Origin of the sequence: Streptomyces sp. B15 (assembly GCF_018070605.1) — a bacterium.
In the GTDB taxonomy this organism is placed as follows: domain Bacteria; phylum Actinomycetota; class Actinomycetes; order Streptomycetales; family Streptomycetaceae; genus Streptomyces; species Streptomyces smyrnaeus.
Window position 1 is genome coordinate 1 of the sequence record NZ_JAGPXJ010000127.1, and the last position, 15561, is coordinate 15561.

At 73.4% G+C, this 15561-nt stretch carries 13 protein-coding genes; 8 read left to right on the top strand and 5 right to left on the bottom strand.

Annotated features, from left to right (window positions below):
* Positions 1–367: 367 nt before the first annotated feature.
* Together KBY19_RS33070 and rsmH are read right to left on the bottom strand one after the other, a co-directional pair.
* Entirely contained in the window at positions 368–748 is a 381-nt protein-coding gene (locus tag KBY19_RS33070; protein WP_099879892.1) for a hypothetical protein, read from the bottom strand.
* Between the two features lie 25 nt (positions 749–773).
* Positions 774–1745 (bottom strand): 16S rRNA (cytosine(1402)-N(4))-methyltransferase RsmH, encoded by a 972-nt coding sequence (gene rsmH, locus KBY19_RS33075; RefSeq protein WP_307843687.1) that lies wholly within the window; start codon positions 1743–1745, stop codon positions 774–776.
* Positions 1746–2220: 475 nt separating this feature from the next.
* Here rsmH and KBY19_RS33080 point away from each other — a divergent pair, with 475 nt between their 5' ends.
* The 4 genes from KBY19_RS33080 (at position 2221) to KBY19_RS33095 (ending at position 7830) form a co-directional block, all read left to right on the top strand.
* A complete protein-coding gene (locus KBY19_RS33080) occupies positions 2221–2748 on the top strand; it encodes a carbonic anhydrase (RefSeq protein ID WP_210967306.1) in 528 nt (175 codons plus the stop codon).
* A gap of 176 nt (positions 2749–2924) precedes the next feature.
* A complete protein-coding gene (locus KBY19_RS33085; RefSeq protein ID WP_099879896.1) occupies positions 2925–4034 on the top strand; it encodes a MoxR family ATPase in 1110 nt (369 codons plus the stop codon).
* The gene (locus tag KBY19_RS33090) at positions 4034–5431 is read left to right on the top strand and encodes a DUF58 domain-containing protein (RefSeq protein WP_099879899.1); all 1398 of its coding nucleotides are present in this window, start codon (positions 4034–4036) and stop codon (positions 5429–5431) included. Before KBY19_RS33085 ends, KBY19_RS33090 begins: the two co-directional genes overlap by 1 nt.
* A complete protein-coding gene (locus KBY19_RS33095; RefSeq protein ID WP_099879901.1) occupies positions 5428–7830 on the top strand; it encodes a DUF3488 and transglutaminase-like domain-containing protein in 2403 nt (800 codons plus the stop codon). The genes KBY19_RS33090 and KBY19_RS33095 overlap by 4 nt, the downstream gene beginning before the upstream one ends.
* Before the next feature lie 331 nt (positions 7831–8161).
* Here the strand turns inward: KBY19_RS33095 and KBY19_RS33100 are convergent, their stop codons facing one another.
* From KBY19_RS33100 to KBY19_RS33110, 3 genes are all read right to left on the bottom strand, one after another.
* Positions 8162–8578 carry a DUF3040 domain-containing protein gene (locus KBY19_RS33100; RefSeq protein ID WP_209209700.1) on the bottom strand — a complete coding sequence of 139 codons (417 nt, stop codon included), beginning with the start codon at positions 8576–8578 and terminating at the stop codon, positions 8162–8164.
* A gap of 261 nt (positions 8579–8839) precedes the next feature.
* Entirely contained in the window at positions 8840–9616 is a 777-nt protein-coding gene (locus KBY19_RS33105; protein ID WP_099879905.1) for a methyltransferase, read from the bottom strand.
* A 94-nt stretch (positions 9617–9710) separates the two neighbouring features.
* Positions 9711–10316: an SAV_6107 family HEPN domain-containing protein gene (locus KBY19_RS33110; protein ID WP_210967307.1), complete on the bottom strand. Its 606-nt coding sequence runs from the start codon at positions 10314–10316 to the stop codon at positions 9711–9713.
* 254 nt (positions 10317–10570) lie between these two features.
* On the opposite strand from KBY19_RS33110, the gene KBY19_RS33115 reads away from it, so the two are divergent.
* From KBY19_RS33115 to KBY19_RS33130, 4 genes are all read left to right on the top strand, one after another.
* Positions 10571–11428, top strand: a complete 858-nt coding sequence (locus KBY19_RS33115; RefSeq protein ID WP_210967308.1) for an ATP-binding cassette domain-containing protein — start codon at positions 10571–10573, stop codon at positions 11426–11428.
* Positions 11400–13595 (top strand): YhgE/Pip domain-containing protein, encoded by a 2196-nt coding sequence (locus KBY19_RS33120; RefSeq protein ID WP_210967309.1) that lies wholly within the window; start codon positions 11400–11402, stop codon positions 13593–13595. The genes KBY19_RS33115 and KBY19_RS33120 overlap by 29 nt, the downstream gene beginning before the upstream one ends.
* A 32-nt stretch (positions 13596–13627) precedes the next feature.
* Positions 13628–14296 (top strand): TetR/AcrR family transcriptional regulator, encoded by a 669-nt coding sequence (locus KBY19_RS33125; protein ID WP_210967310.1) that lies wholly within the window; start codon positions 13628–13630, stop codon positions 14294–14296.
* 311 nt (positions 14297–14607) lie between these two features.
* A partial coding sequence (locus tag KBY19_RS33130; protein WP_210967311.1) for an NAD(P)/FAD-dependent oxidoreductase occupies positions 14608–15561 on the top strand: 954 nt, incomplete at its 3' end.

The window sequence follows — 15561 nt, forward strand, 5'->3', positions numbered from 1 at the left end:
GGGACGGTGATGTAGCGGTTGACGGCGGCCTTGTCCGCGTACGCGCTCGCGTCGACGGCCTGCACCTGGAGCAGCCGCACGGTGAACGCCAGCATGACCAGCGTCAGCCCGACGGCGATCAGCCGCAGCCGGGGCCGCGGGTTCACCAGCCGCAACTGTCCGGATCCGCCGCCCTGCGGAGGACGGGAGCCACCGCCGCGCCGCGCCGCCGGCTGGGCGCCCCTGGCCGTACGGGAGGAGGCCGGTCGCCCGGGGCGGGGCACGCGACGCGGGTCGCCCCCTTTGCTCCGCCCGGCGCCGGACCCTTTGCCGGGTGCCGGACCGGAGGTCCCACGGGCCTCGCGGCCCGACTCACCAGAGCGCTCGGTCACGGGTCCACCTGCCCGGCACCGTCGGTGGGCGCGCGTTCCGGTTTGCCGCGTACGGTGCCGTCCGGGCCGAGGAAGACGGGGTTGCCGCCGGGGACCAGGCCCTGCTCGCGGGCGCGTTCGGCGAGCTGTCCCGGGGCCGAGTATCCGTCCACCTCCTGCTGGAGCGCCTGCTGCTGGTCCGTCAGCTCCTCGGTCTCCTTCTCCAGCTTGCTCAGCTGGAAGGAGCCCTTGTTGAGGGAGGCGTTCAGCAGCAGCAGAGCCAGCAGCCCGCTGCCCAGCAGCAGGACGACCAGCAGGACGAACGGGGCGCGTGCCGCCGGGGACCTCCCGGCCGGCAGCAGTCTGGCCAGCCGCGCGATGCGCTGCTGTGCGGTCATGTCCCCTCCCTGACGCGGCGGGCGGTCATGTCGATTCCCTGATGCGCTGGACGGCGCGCAGTCTGGCCGGTGCGGCACGGCGGTTCTCGGCGACCTCCTCGTCGGTGGGCAGTTCGGCGCCGCGGGTCAGCAGCCGCAGCCGGGGCTGGTACTGCTCGGGCACTATCGGCAGCCCGGGCGGGGCCGTGTTGCGGGAGCCGGTGGCGAACAGCTGTTTGACCAGCCGGTCCTCCAGCGAGTGGTACGCGAGCACGACCATCCGGCCGCCGACCGCGAGCCCGTCGAGCGCGGCGGGCAGCGCCCGCTCCAGCACCGCCAGCTCCCCGTTCACCTCGATCCGCAGCGCCTGGAAGGTCCGCTTGGCCGGGTTGCCGCCGGTGCGCTTGGCGGCCTGCGGCAGGGCGTCGCGGATCACCTCGACCAGCCGGCCGCTGCGGGTGAACGGTTCCTGCGCCCGCTCCTTGACGACGGCCTCGACGATGCGGCGGGCCTGCTTCTCCTCGCCGTAGGCGCGCAGGATGCGCACCAGATCGCCGGGCGCGTAGGTGTTGAGCACCTCGGCGGCGCTGAGCCCCTTCGTCTGGTCCATGCGCATGTCCAGCGGCGCGTCCTGCGCATAGGCGAAGCCCCGGTCGGCCTCGTCCAGCTGCAGCGAGGAGACGCCCAGATCGAACAGGACGCCCTGGACCCGGGGAACGCCCAGCCGGGCCAGCACCTGCGGCAACTCGTCGTAGACGGCGTGCACCAGCGTGGCCCGGCCGGCGTAGGGGGCCAGCCGCTCCCCCGCGAGTTCGAGGGCGGCGGTGTCGCGGTCCAGCCCGATCAGCCGGGCCGAGGGGAAGGTCGCCAACAGCGCCTCGCTGTGGCCGCCGAGGCCGAGGGTGCAGTCGACGACGGTCGCGCCGGGCTGAGCCAGGGCGGGGGCGAGCAGCTCCAGGGTGCGCCCGAGCATGACCGGATTGTGCAGTTCGCCGATGGGCCGCTCGTTGGTGGTCACTGTGCCCTCTCAGATCTGGCGGGCACCGTGCACATGCTCCTTGGTCCCCGCCCGCTCGAAGGGGAGCGGCCACCCGCGCCGAACGGGCGCCGGAGGCCGGGAGCGGGAGGAGGCCGAGCCGCACGTGCGCGCCCGCGCACGCGAGGGGATTCGGGGGTCCTTGGGGAGAATTTGTCGCCTCCCACTTCGCGTCACTTTAGTCCACTCGTCCCCGCGGTCAACTACGGGACCAGGCGCGTCCACCTAAGGGACCAGGCGCGTGCGGACAGCGTCCGGCACCGGCCCCGCTACCGCGGTGCGGCGGTGCGGCGGTGCGGCGGTGCGGCGGTGCGGCGGTGCGGCGGTGCGCGCCGACGAAGAAGAGCGGACGGTGAGACCGGTAAGCACTGTGGGTTGCCTCACACCGCCGCGAGTCGCCCGTTTTCACCACTCCCCGAGCAGGCCGTCCGCTTCGGAAGCGTCTAACGTCGTACACATGTCGATATCAGCACCTCGGCCCCCGTCCGCACAGTCCGTGGTCGACGAGCTCGTCGCAGCGAACCGGGATTACGCGCACGACTTCGCCGACCCCGGAATGGACGCCCGCCCGGTCCGCAAGGTCGCCGTGGTCGCCTGCATGGACGCCCGCCTGGACCTGCACGCCGCGCTCGGCCTGGAACTGGGCGACTGCCACACCATCCGCAACGCGGGGGGTGTCGTCACCGACGACGTCATCCGTTCCCTCACCATCAGCCAGCGCGCCCTGGGCACCCGCTCCGTGGTGCTCATCCACCACACCGGTTGCGGACTGCTCAACCTCACCGAGGATTTCCGGCACGAACTGGAACTGGAAGTGGGCCAGCGGCCGTCCTGGGCCGTCGAGTCCTTCAACGACCTGGACCAGGACGTGCGCCAGTCGATCGAGCGCGTACGGACCTCGCCGTTCCTGCCCCACCGGGACGACGTCCGCGGCTTCGTGTTCGACGTGACGACGGGCCTGCTGCGCGAGATCGTCCCGGCCTGACCTGCCCGACGCCACGGGTGGGGACCGACCGGGAACACCCGGAAGAGTGACGCGAGGCCCTGTCGCCGTGAAGAATACGCAACAGCGCATACTGCAGGGCCCGGTGGAGCGGACGCGGGGACGTACGCGGCGGGCACGTACGAACGGGCAAACGGGGATGGGGCCGAGGAGGGCCGGTGACGACCTATGACGAGCGGGCGAACCTGAGCGATCTGAGCGCCACGGCGGGGGAGGTGCGCCGCTGTGTCGAGTCGGTGATCGAGGGGAAACCCGAAGTCGTCCGGCTCTCGCTGACAGTGCTGCTGGCCGAGGGGCATCTGCTGATCGAGGACGTGCCCGGCGTCGGCAAGACGATGCTCGCCAAGGCACTGGCCAAGACCGTCGACTGCTCGGTACGCCGCATCCAGTTCACCCCCGATCTGCTGCCCTCCGACATCACCGGGGTCAGCGTCTACGACCAGCAGCGCAAGGACTTCGAGTTCAAGCCCGGCGCCGTCTTCGCCCAGATCGTGATCGGCGACGAGATCAACCGGGCCTCCCCCAAGACGCAGTCCGCTCTGCTGGAGTCCATGGAGGAGCGCCAGGTCACCATCGACGGGCAGACCTACCAGCTGCCCGACCCGTTCATGGTCGTCGCCACCCAGAACCCGGTGGAGATGGAGGGCACCTACCCGCTGCCCGAGGCGCAGCGCGACCGGTTCATGGTGCGCGTCTCCATCGGCTATCCGAGCCCGGCCGCCGAGCTGGAGATGCTCGATGTGCACGGCGGCGCCTCCCCGCTCGACGATCTGCAGCCGGTGGCCCACGCGCACGACATCGCCAAGCTGATCGAGACCGTACGGGGCGTGCACGTCTCGGACGCGGTGCGGCGGTACGCGGTCGAGCTGGTGGCCGCCACCCGGACGCACCCGGATCTGCGGCTGGGGGCCTCGCCCCGCGCCACGCTGCATCTGCTGCGCGCCTCCAAGGCGGCGGCGGCACTGGCGGGGCGCGAGTTCGCGCTGCCCGACGACGTGCAGTCGCTGGCGGTCCCGGTGCTGGCGCACCGTCTGCTGCCCACCGCGCAGGCGCAGTTGAACCGGCGTACGGCCGAGCAGATGGTGTCCGAGATCCTGCAGCGGGTGCCGGTCCCGGCGGTCGGCCCCGGCCCCTCGGCGCCCGGCGGACCGATGCCCACGGCGGCGCCCGGCGGCTCCGGGGTGCCGGGTCCCTACGGGCAGCCGCAGCCCCCCGGCCCGCGTCCGCCGCTGGACCGGCCGCAGAGCGGGCAGGCCCGGGGCTACTGATGGCCTACGGACCGGCCCCCGGCGCACCGCCGGCGCCCGACAGGGGGCCTGGTGGCGGTACGGGGCCGACCGGTGGGCGCACCCCGGACGAGAGCCGCGGCTCGCTGCGCCGGGCGTTCGGCGGGCTCACCACGCGCGGCCGCTCGTTCATGGCGGCAGGGGCCGCCGCGGCGCTGTGCGCCTATGTGCTGGGCCAGGAGGAACTGCTGCGGGTGGGCGTCCTGCTGGCGATCCTGCCACTGGTGTGCGTCCTGGTGCTGCACCGCACCCGCTACCGGGTCGCCGGCTACCGCAAGCTGTCGCCCTCCCGGGTGCCGGCCCGCGCGGAGGCCCGCGTCAAGCTGCGGATCGAGAACATCTCGCGGCTGCCCACCGGGCTGCTGATGCTCCAGGACCGGGTGCCCTACGTGCTCGGTCCCCGCCCCCGGTTCGTCCTGGACCGGGTGGAGCCGGGCGGGCGCCGCGAGGTCTCCTACCGGGTCCGCTCCGATCTGCGCGGACGCTATCCGATGGGCCCCCTCCAGCTGCGGCTGACGGACCCGTTCGGGATGTGCGAGCTGACGCGCTCCTTCAGCACCTACGACACCCTCACCGTCGTCCCGCCCGTCGAAGCCCTGCCGCCCGCCCGGCTGACGGGCGAGACCACCGGCTACGGCGAGGGGCGGCAGCGCGCGCTGGCGCTGGCCGGTGACGACGATGTGATCCCGCGCGGCTACCGGCACGGCGACGACCTGCGCCGGGTGCACTGGCGGTCGACGGCCCGCTACGGCGAGCTGATGGTGCGCCGCGAGGAGCAGGCCCAGCAGGCCCGCTGCACCGTGCTGCTGGACACCCGCCGCGCCGCCTACCCGGGCTCGGGCCCCGACTCCCCCTTCGAGTGGGCGGTCGCCGCGGCCGCGTCCGTCTGTGTGCATCTGCTGGAGCGGGGCTACTCCGTTCGGCTGCTGACCGACACCGGAGCCGCCGCACCGGGACCGGAGAGCGGGGGCTTCCTCTCGGACACCTCGGACACGGCCGGACTGCTGCTGGACACCCTCGCCGTCATCGAACACTCGAACGAAAAAGGGCTGTCCGGCGCCTACGACGCGCTGCGCGGCGGAACGGGGAACGAAGGCCTGCTGATCGCTTTCCTCGGGGAGCTGGACGAGGAGCAGGCCCTCACCGTCGGCCGGATACGGCAGCGCTCCAGCCGGGCCGTCGCCTTCCTCGCCGGCGTAGGCCCCACCGGACCGCATACGGGCGGCGCCGCAGCGGCGCCCGCACCCGGGAGCGAACCGGCCCCGCTGCGTGCGCTGCGCGAGGCCGGGTGGACAGCACTGTCCGGCGGGCCCGGGACACCGCTGGCCGCACTGTGGCAGGAAGCCGACAACGCGAGCGCGAAGGGGCTGGGACGATGAGCGGACGGGGACGGCTCGCTTTCTGCGCCGCGCTGGCCACCCTGGCCGCGGCCTGCGCACTCCTGCCACTGGTGGACCCGGCGACCTGGCTGCTGCAGGCCGCGCTGCTGACAGCCGTGCAGACGGGAGTGGGCGCGGCCACCCGCCGGATACCCCTGGCCCGCCCCGTGACCGTGCTGACGCAGGTGGTCGTCTCCCTGCTGCTGCTCACCGCCGTCTTCGCACGGGAGTACGCACTGGCCGGGTTCCTGCCGGGCCCCGAGGCCTTCCGGTACGCCGGCACCCTGTTCGAGCAGGGCGTCCAGGACGTGAGCCGGTACGCGATACCCGCGCCGCTCACCGACGGCATCCGGCTGATGCTCGTCGGCGGCGTACTGGCCATCGGCCTGCTGGTGGATCTGGTGGCCGTGACCTACCGGAGCGCGGCCCCCGCCGGGCTGCCCCTGCTCGCCCTCTACTCGGTGGCCGCCGGGCTCTCCCAGGGCGGCGCCCGCTGGCTGTGGTTCCTGTGCGCCGCGGGCGGCTATCTGCTGCTTCTGCTGGCCGAGGGACGCGAGCGGCTGTCGCAGTGGGGCCGGGTCTTCGCCGACCGGACGCGGCCGGGGACGGCCGCGCACCAGCCGGGCAGCGTCGGCGGCCCCGCCCTGGCGCCGGTGCGCACCGGACGGCGGATCGGCGTGCTGGCCCTGGGCATCTCGCTGGTGGTGCCGATCGCGCTGCCGTCCCTGAGCGGTGGGCTGCTCGACGACCTGGGCACCGGCGGCGGGGGCGGCGGCAACAAGGGGGGCGGCACGGTCTCCGCGGTCAACCCTGTCGTCGCCCTCAAGAACAGCCTCAACCAGCCGCAGAACCGCACCGCGCTGGTCTACTCGACGGACGGCGAGGAGGACGAGGAGCTCTATCTGCGGATCGTCGCGCTGGACAAGTTCGACGGCGCCCAGTGGAAGCCCTCCGAACGGCGCATCGGCGAGATCCCCGACCCGCTGCCCGCCCCGCGCGGGCTGGCGCCGGGCGTTCGCACCAGCACCGTCCGCAGCACCATCCAGGCCAGCGACGCCTACGCACAGGACTGGCTGCCCATGCCGTACCCGGCCGACCGGGTGCGCGTCAGCGGCAAGTGGCGCTTCGAGCCCGAGGGCCGCACCCTCGTCGGCTACGACCAGCAGACCACCCGCGGCCTCCGCTACAGCGTCGAGAGCCTGCGCGTCCAGCCCACCGCCGAGCAGCTGCGCAACGCTCCCGCGCCGCCGCCCGACCTGGAGCGCGAGTACACCGCCGTCCCCGGCTCGCTGCCCGACGTCGTACCCGACACGGCGCGCCGGGTCACCAGCGGCGCGAAGGACGACTACGACCGCGCGGTGCTGCTCCAGGACTGGTTCGCCGGCAAGGGCGGGTTCTCCTACGACACCGAGGTCGCCGCCGGGACCGGCGTCAACGCCATCGCCGACTTCCTGAAGCAGAAAGAGGGCTTCTGCGTCCACTTCTCCTTCGCCATGGCCTCGATGGCCCGCACCCTCGGCATCCCGGCCCGGGTCGCGGTCGGCTTCACCCCCGGCACGGCGCGCGGCGACGGCAAGATGGAGGTCGGCTTCCAGGACGCGCACGCCTGGCCCGAGCTGTACTTCGAAGGCGTCGGCTGGACCCGCTTCGAGCCCACCCCCACGCGGGGCACCACCCCGCCCTACGCGCAGCCCGACGCCCCCGACTCCGACCTGGACCCGGACGAGCAGCTGCCCGACCGCAGCCAGGACGACCAGCCCTCGACCAGTCCCTCGCCGTCGGATCGGTGCACCGCACAGCAGAAGCGGGCCGACCCCGAGTGCGGGCTCGCTCTCCCGCCGCCCGGCTCGGACAAGTCCGACGCGGGCCCGCCCGTGGGTGCTCTCGCCGGGTTCGGCGCGGCCGGGCTGACGGTGCTGGCGTTGCTGACCTCGCCGCTGCTCCTACGGCGGAGAAAGCGCGCCAGACGCCTGCGGAGCCGGGGCCCCGACGCGGCCCCGGACGGCCCCGAAGCGGTGCTGGCCGCCTGGCAGGAGCTCATCGACACCGGGTGGGACTTCGGGATCCTCCCCGAGGATTCCGCGACTCCGCGGACAGCCGCGGCCCGGCTCGCCCGGATCGGGCAGTTGCAGCCTGCGGAGGCGGAAGCGGTGCAACGGGTCGCCCTCGCGGTGGAGCAGGTCCTGTACGCCCCCGTACCCCGGGCTGTCCCGGGAGTCGCCGACGAGGTCCGCCGCATCCACGCCGGCCTGCGCGCGGCGGCCCCCCGCGGCGTGCGCCTGCGGGCGCTGCTGCTGCCACCGTCCTCGGTGCGGCTGCTGTGGGCGGCGACCCGCCGGGCCACTGCCCTGCGTACGCGCTGGACCCGGGCGCTGACCCGCCCCCGCCTGGCCAAGTAGCCCGCGGCGGGGGCCCGACCGCCCGGAGCGGAGCGGGGCCGGGCGCAGCGGGACGGGACCGGGCGCAGCGGGGTGCCTCGGGACGGGGGAGATCGGGAGGAGACCGGTAGGGAAGGCGCGGCGGACCCACCGGTACCGACGGGTACGACGGGTGCCGACGGGGTGCCGGCGGTGCCGACGGGGTACCGAACCCGCCCCTACCGGTGGGTTCGGCCCCTACTGGTGAGTTCGGCAGCGCGGAGCTGCGACGCCGTGGCCGATCAGCGCTGCGGCGGAAAGAGACCGCAGCACAGGAGAGGGACGCCGGGAGCCAGGTGCGGTACCGACGGCGTCAGTGGTGCCCCTCGTCGCGGCGGCGCTGCCAGCGCTCCTCGATGCGGGTCATCATCGACTTGCGGCTACGTGGCTGCTGCCGGCGACCGGATTCGGGCCCGGCTCCCTGCGAGGACTGGCCCTGGGCCTGCCCTTCGCCCTGTTTGGGAGCCTTCCGCCATCCTGTCACCGCGAGGACCGCGCAGCCCAGCATCACCAGGAAGCCGACGACACTGATCCAGATCTGCTGAGCGACCATTCCGGCCATGAGGAGCGCGATACCCACCAGAAAGCCCGCAACCGCTTGGTAGACCCGCTTGCGGGTGTACCGGCGCAGCTCACTTCCCTCGAGCGCTGTCGCGAACTTGGGATCTTCGGCGTACAGCGCTCGCTCCATCTGCTCGAGCATCCGCTGCTCGTGCTCAGAGAGCGGCACGGAGTCCTCCTACTCGTCGGTCGCGGGGGCGACCGGATGCGACTCTTTCAGGATAGGCAGGGAATCGCCCCCGTGAAACCCGCCCCTCTACGCCAATTCCTCCCACCACACCCGATATAACGGACGGGGTGCCCACGGCGTGTTCCGTTCATTCCCGCACCACCTTTCCGCCATGCCGGACGGTGTGCCTCGATCATACGGCGAGTAGGGGTTGATCGGGCGGGCGGAAGTCCATGCCCTGGCCGGGCGATGCGGGCGACGTCAGCGGACGGTGCCCCGCGCCGCCCGGGACGGCACCTCGGCGAGCACATGCAGCTGACTGGCCACCGACTGGAAGTCGGGCAACTCGGCGGCGGCCGCCTCCAGCCTGGCAAGGGCCTCCAGCGCGTCCGGCTCGGTGTCCACGAGCGCTCCGGGCACCAGATCGGCGAAGACCCGTACGCCGTGCACGGAGATCACCTCCAGCCCGGTGCTGGTCACCAGCGCGGTGAGCTGTTCGGGGGTGAACCGGCGGGGCATGGGGTCGCTCTCGCCCCAGCGTCCCCCGGGCGAGGTGAGGGCATGCCGGGCCTCGGTGAAGTGTCCGGCCAGTGCCCGCGCCAGCACGGCTCCACCCAGCCCCGAGGCGAGCACACTGAGCGTGCCGCCCTCCTCACGCAGCGCCGCGACGGCGTTGCCGAGGCCCTCGGCGGGGTCGTCGACATACTCCAGGACGCCGTGGCAGAGCACCGCGTCGTGGGCGCCGCGCTCGGCCACGTCGAAGAGGCCGCGCACATCGCCCTGAACGCCGCGTACCCGGTCGGCGACGCCTGCCTCGGCGGCGCGGCGCTCCAGCGCGAAGAGAGCGTCGGGACTGGGGTCGACGACGGTGACACGGTGGCCGAGGCGGGCGACGGGCACCGCGAAGTTGCCGGTGCCGCCGCCGGTGTCGAGGACCTCCAGCTCGGCGCGGTCCGCCAGTTTGGCGCGCTGGTCGAGGGCTCCCCTGAGGACGTCCCAGACCACTGCGGTCCGGAGGGTTGCGCTGGGGCGGGACATGCGGCTGCTCCTCGGCTCAGGGACGGGCGTGCCCCACCCTATTGCCTCGGGCGCCCGCCGATCCGCCTGGTGGGCCTCTCGTCCGCACGGCGTCTCACCCCGCCCGCCGGCCCCAGGGTGAGGACGGGCGGGCCGGTCCCTCCTCACCGGTGACCGTGCGGGGCCGGGGCAGTGCCGGCTGGGTGATGAGCATCCGCTCGACGAGCCGGAGGAACATCCCGGCGTAGTGCAGCAACTCGTCGGCCTCCCGCCAGTCGGCGGCACCGGCTATGCCCGCTTCGGCACGGGCACGGCGCCCGGCGCCGGAGGCGAACAGCTCGGCCCACTCGGCGAGTTCGGGCGCGACCTCGGGCAGCACCTCCCAGGCGCTGCGGATGGCGGGTCGCCGCGCCCTGCGCGGGGCCCCGCCCCTCCTGCGGGCCGGCTCCGGCCCGGACCTGCCGCGGACGGCGAGGACGGCGGCGGCGGTGCGCAGCGCGGAGAGGTGGGCGGTGGCGTACCGCTCGTTGGCGGTCTGCATGGCCGCCGCCTCGTCGAGGCCGTGCTGAGCCTGGGCGAGCAGGTCGAGCGCGGCGGGCGGGGCCGTGGCCCGGCGGAGCACCGGGTGGATGTCGTGGGGGTCGCGGTTGTGGTCGGGGTGGCTGGTGGGCGGCGCTGTCGGCTGCCAGGGCGCGGGGCGCGCTCCCGGAGAAGGTCGCATCACGTGAATCAACCTCCCGTCGGTTGATGCCGGTTCGAGAACCGGTCGTATGGGCACATCGTGTCGCATGCCACTGACAATCGGCGCTGACCTGCACAAACACCGTGGAGGGCAGCGAAGTGCCGGGGTGCCGGGCAGCAGGGCGGGGCCGGTTGGCGTACGGGCGGCAGCCTGCTGCATACTTTGAACTGACCAGTCAGTTCAAAAAGCGCCGTGCCCGGCACCGGGGACCGGGCACGCCGCGCCAGGACGGGATGCGACACAGAGCGGGAGGGGCCGTGACCCACGTGCGGGGAGCCGCCGTCGAGGCGGAGGACTTCGGGCTCGACGGGCCGCGCGGACCCGTCTTCGACAAGGTGGGCTTCACCGCCGGGGCGGGCTCGCTGATCGCGGTGACCGGCCCTTCGGGATCCGGGCGCACCTGCCTGCTGCTGGCGCTGACCGGCCGGATGAAGGCGAGCCGCGGGCGCGCCGAGGTGGCCGGGCACCCGCTGCCCAAGCGGCTCGCGGCCGTACGCCGGATCAGCGCGCTGGGCCCGGTCCCCGGCGTCAACGACCTGGACCCGGCGCTGACCGTCACCGAGCAGCTGCGTGAACGCGTACTGCTCCAGCGCCGGTTCGACAACCCCCTGCGTGCCCTGCTGCGCCCCCGCAAGGAGCGGGCCGCGGCCAGCCGTGCGCGGCTGGAGGCGGCGCTCGGCACCGCCGGCCTCGATCTGGACGCGCTGCCCAAGGGCGGGCGCACGGCCGTACGGGACCTGGGGCGGCTGGAGGAGCTGCGGCTGTCGGTGGCACTGGCGCTGCTGGCCGAGCCGCTGCTGCTGGCCGTCGACGACCTGGACCTGAAGCTGTCGGAGAGCGAACGCGAGAGGGCCTGGGCACTGTTGCGCACGGTGGCCGAGCAGGGCACCACCGTGCTCGCGGTGTGCAGCGAGTCCCCGGACCACGGCGCCGTGGTCGTGCGTACCGGCAGGGCGCACGGCCCGGACGAGTCTCCCGGGGACGAGGGCACGGGAGCGGGGACGGGAGCGGCCGGGGAGAGCGGCGACGCGGACGACGACGTGGAGAAGGAGGGGGCGGACGATGCGCTCGCCGAGGCTAGCCGCGCTTGAGCTGAAGCGGTTCGGCAGGGGGCGGCTGCCGCGCGCGGCGATGGCCGCGATGCTGCTGCTTCCGCTGCTGTACGGCGCGCTGTACCTGTGGTCGTTCTGGGACCCCTACGAGCGCCTGGACAAGGTGCCGGTGGCGCTGGTGAACGAGGACCAGGGCACCACTGTCAAGGGCGAACGGGTCGAGGCGGGGGACGACATCGTCGAGGGCCTGCGCGACAGCGACTCCTTCGACTGGCACGAGACCAGCGCGGCGGAAGCCCGCAAAGGGGTCGAGGACGGGCGGTACTACCTGTCCTTGACCGTGCCGGCGGACTTCAGCAAGCGGGTCTCCTCCAGCTCCGGCGACTCCCCCGAGACAGGTGCGCTCAAGGTCCGCACCAACGACGCGAACAACTACATCGTCGGGCAGATCTCCCGCACGGTCTTCTCCGAGCTGCGTGCCAGCGCCTCCAGCAAGGTGTCGCGCGGCTTCTTCGACAAGATCTACGTCTCCTTCTCCACCCTGCACGACAAGACGGCGAAGGCCGCCGAGGGCTCCGACGAGCTCGGCGCGGGCATCGGCAAGGCGAAGAAGGGCGCGAGCAGGCTCAAGACCGGGCTCGGCGACGCCGAGGAGGGCTCCGGCAGCCTCAAGAGCGGCGCCGGTCAGGTCGCCGCAGGGACCCAGAAGCTGGCCGACAAGGTGAACGGCGCCTCCGACAGGGTGCGGCCGTTCCTCAAGGCGCACAGCGGCGACATCGGCAAGGCGGCCCGCGAGGTGGCCCGAGGGAGCAGGACGCTCAAGAAGAACCTCGAAAAGCTGCCGGGTGACGCACAGCGCGCACAGACCGACACACGCCAGGCCGCCGACGCGCTGTCGAAGCTGTACAAGGCCCGCTGCGGCAAGGGCGCCCCCGGCAAGGACGCTCCCGAGGACAGCCCGGATACGGACGTACCGGGCGGTCCGGGCGCGGGCACAAGCCCTCCCGGGGACGGCGGCAGCCGAAGCGGCGGTGACGGGGGAAGCAGCGGCGCGCAGCAGCCGGCTCCGAGCACGACACCCACACCCGCGCGGCCCTCCCCCGACAAGGACCACCCCGCCGAGTGGCCCGCGGCGGCCGATTCGTGCCCGGAGCTGAAGAAGGCCGTCGACGCGGCGAAGCGGTCGGCGCGGGTCGCCGCGAAGGTCAACGGCTATGTCCACAACGAGCAGAAGCTCGACGAGCTCGGCCGCCACCTCGACGACCTCAACCGGGCGGCGAACGACGTCGCCCAGCGCGCCCCGCACCTCCAGGAGGACGTGGACAGCGCCGTACGGCAGATCAACAAGCTCAACAAGGGCGCGCACAAGGTCTCCGCAGGCGCCGGCAAGCTGCACTCCGGGCTCGGCAAACTCTCGACCGGTGCCGCCTCACTCGACGGCGGACTGTTCAAACTGGCCGACGGCTCGGGAAAACTGGCCGGCGGACTGCACAACGGGGCCGAGCAGATCCCGGACTACGGCAAGAAGGAGCGCCACGACCGCACCGGAGTGATGGCCGACCCGGTCGACCTGGCCGCGCACAAGGCCCACACGGCCCCCAACTACGGCACCGGATTCGCGCCGTACTTCATCCCGCTCTCCCTCTGGGTCGGCGCGATGATCGCCTACATGCTGCTCCAGCCGCTCAACAGGCGGGCGCTGGCGGCGGGCGCTCCGGCCTGGCGGATCGCGTTGGCGGGCTGGCTGCCGGTGGCCGCGATCGGCGTGGCCCAGGTGGCGGCGCTGATGAGCGTGCTGCACTGGGGTCTCGGCCTGCGGATGGCACGCGGCCTGGCGACGGTGGGCTTCCTGGCGCTGGTGACGGCGTGCTTCACGGCCGTCGTCCAGTTCCTGAACGCACGCTTCGGACCCGCGGGGCGGATCCTCGTACTGGCCATGCTGATGCTGCAGCTGACCTCGGCCGGCGGCACGTACCCGATCCAGACCAGCCCCGGCTTCTTCAACGCGATCCACCCGTTCCTGCCCATGAGTTATGTGGTGGAAGGGCTGCGGCATCTGATCACGGGCGGAGAGCTGTGGCCGGTGTGGCGGGCGTGCCTGGTACTGCTGGCCTTCACGGTGGGTGCCCTGGCCCTCACGGCCGTCACCGCGCGCCGTAAGCAGGTGTGGACGCTGGATCGGCTGCGCCCGGAGATCTCGCTGTGAGGCCGGGGCCTCCCCGAGAGGAGAATGGCCGTATGACGAGTGCCCGCACCACCGCTTCCGCTTCTTCGGCTTCTTCGGCTTCCACAGCCGCCGCTCCGCGCGGCCGCAGCGCCACCAGGGACAAGCTCTTCCATGCGGCGGTCACGCTCATCGCCGAACAGGGGTTCTCCTCCACGACCGTGGAGGAGATCGCAGAGCGCGCCGGAGTCGCCAAGGGCACGGTCTACTACAACTTCGCCAGCAAGACCGAGCTGTTCGAAGAGCTGCTGCGGCACGGCGTGGAGCTGCTGACGGCCGATCTTCGGCAGGCCGCCGAGGAGACGGCCGGGCGGGGCGGCAGCAGGGTGGACGCGCTGGACGCGATGGTCCGCGCGGGACTGCAGTTCATCGACCGCTACCCCGCCTTCACCCAGCTGTACGTCGCCGAACTCTGGCGCACCGGGCGTGCCTGGAACGACACCCTGCTGATGGTGCGCAAGGAGGCGGTGGCCGTGGTGGAGAGTGTCCTGCGCGCCGGGGTCGCCGAGGGCGAACTGAGCGAGGACATCGACATCCAGCTCACCGCCGCCGCGCTGGTGGGGATGGTGCTGGTCGCCGCCCTCGACTGGAAGGCGTTCCAGCCGGAGCGCTCCATCGAGGACGTGCACGGAGCGCTGTCCCTGCTGCTGCAGGGCCGGGTCGGCGGAAGCCGGCCCCGCTAGACGCGGGACCGGCCCCGGGGCGGGCCGCCACGCTGCGCGGGGCGGCCTCTTTGTGCCGGGGGGTGGCTTCCGGGAGGACGCCGAGCACCGTTCCGCGGCCCCGTGTCGGCGGTGCGGCACCGTGCCCTCCCGTGTGCCCTCACTCTGCCGCCCGCACGGGCGGGGGCCCATCCGTGCGGATACTCAAGATCCCGTCTGAGTACCGGTACCTACTGCCGCGTACGGCGCCGCACCGGCCCGCGCCGGGTGCGGCGCGTAGGCGAGGGAAGCAGGTGCGGGGAGGGCGACCGGGGGCCGATAGGGTCGGGCGCATGGTGCGAGTTGTCGTGGTCGGGGCCGGGATGGGCGGGATGGCGGCGGCCGCGCGGCTGGCCGTCGCGGGGCACGAGGTCTCGGTCCACGAGCGGACCGGCACCTACGGAGGATCTGTGCGGCAGTACGCGCGGAACGGTTTCGCCTTCGACACCGGGCCGGGGCTGCTGCGGCTGCCGGCCGTCTACCGCGATCTGTTCGTCAAGACGGGCCGCGAGCGGCTGGAGGACCGGGTGGAGCTGGTCCAGGTGCCGGTCACGGCCCGCCATCTGTTCGCCGACGGCAGCGCCGTCTCGCTGCCGAACGCCTCCCGGGGCAAGGTGATCGCCGCGCTGGACGAGGCGCTGGGCGGCGGTGCGGGCGAGCGCTGGGCCGGGATGCTGACCCGGGCCCGCGAGGCGTGGGAGGCGACGCGCCGCCCGCTGCTGGAGGAACCGCTGCGGGACGAGCCCTCCTCCCTGGGCGTGCTCAGCCGGGACGGCGCCTATCCGGCGCCCCGGAAGAAGGGCCTGCAGCGCCTCGCCCGGGCTCTTCGGGCAGGGTCCGGCCCCGGGCCGACGCTGGCCGGGATCGCCCGGGAGGAGCTGCGCGATCCGCGGCTGGCGGAGATGCTGGGCAGCTACGCGTGGGCCTGCGGTGTGGATCCGCGGTCGGCTCCCGCGAGCGCCGCCGTCCTCGCCTATGTCGAGGACGCCTTCGGCACCTGGTACGTACGCGGCGGTATGCGTGCGCTCGCCGACGCGCTGTACGAACGGTGCCGGGAGCGGCGGGTGGCCTTCCACTTCGACAGCGCGGTGACCGGGGTACGGGAGAAGGACGGCAGGGCGGCCGGGCTGGAGCTGGCCGACGGCTCGGTGGTGGACGCGGACGTGGTGGTCGCGGGCGGCGGTCCGGCCGCACCGGGCGGCCGGAGCGCGACGGACCGGGGCACGGCCAGGTTCACCGTGCTGCTC

Excerpts from the sequence above, each read along its gene's own strand:
- KBY19_RS33070 (WP_099879892.1), bottom strand. The coding sequence starts at position 748 with ATGACCGCACAGCAGCGCATCGCGCGGCTGGCCAGACTGCTGCCGGCC.
- KBY19_RS33115 (WP_210967308.1), top strand. The coding sequence starts at position 10,571 with ATGCGACACAGAGCGGGAGGGGCCGTGACCCACGTGCGGGGAGCCGCC.
- KBY19_RS33090 (WP_099879899.1), top strand. The coding sequence starts at position 4,034 with ATGGCCTACGGACCGGCCCCCGGCGCACCGCCGGCGCCCGACAGGGGG.
- KBY19_RS33110 (WP_210967307.1), bottom strand. The coding sequence starts at position 10,316 with ATGCGACCTTCTCCGGGAGCGCGCCCCGCGCCCTGGCAGCCGACAGCG.
- KBY19_RS33120 (WP_210967309.1), top strand. The coding sequence starts at position 11,400 with ATGCGCTCGCCGAGGCTAGCCGCGCTTGAGCTGAAGCGGTTCGGCAGG.
- KBY19_RS33105 (WP_099879905.1), bottom strand. The coding sequence starts at position 9,616 with ATGTCCCGCCCCAGCGCAACCCTCCGGACCGCAGTGGTCTGGGACGTC.
- KBY19_RS33080 (WP_210967306.1), top strand. The coding sequence starts at position 2,221 with ATGTCGATATCAGCACCTCGGCCCCCGTCCGCACAGTCCGTGGTCGAC.
- KBY19_RS33095 (WP_099879901.1), top strand. The coding sequence starts at position 5,428 with ATGAGCGGACGGGGACGGCTCGCTTTCTGCGCCGCGCTGGCCACCCTG.
- KBY19_RS33125 (WP_210967310.1), top strand. The coding sequence starts at position 13,628 with ATGACGAGTGCCCGCACCACCGCTTCCGCTTCTTCGGCTTCTTCGGCT.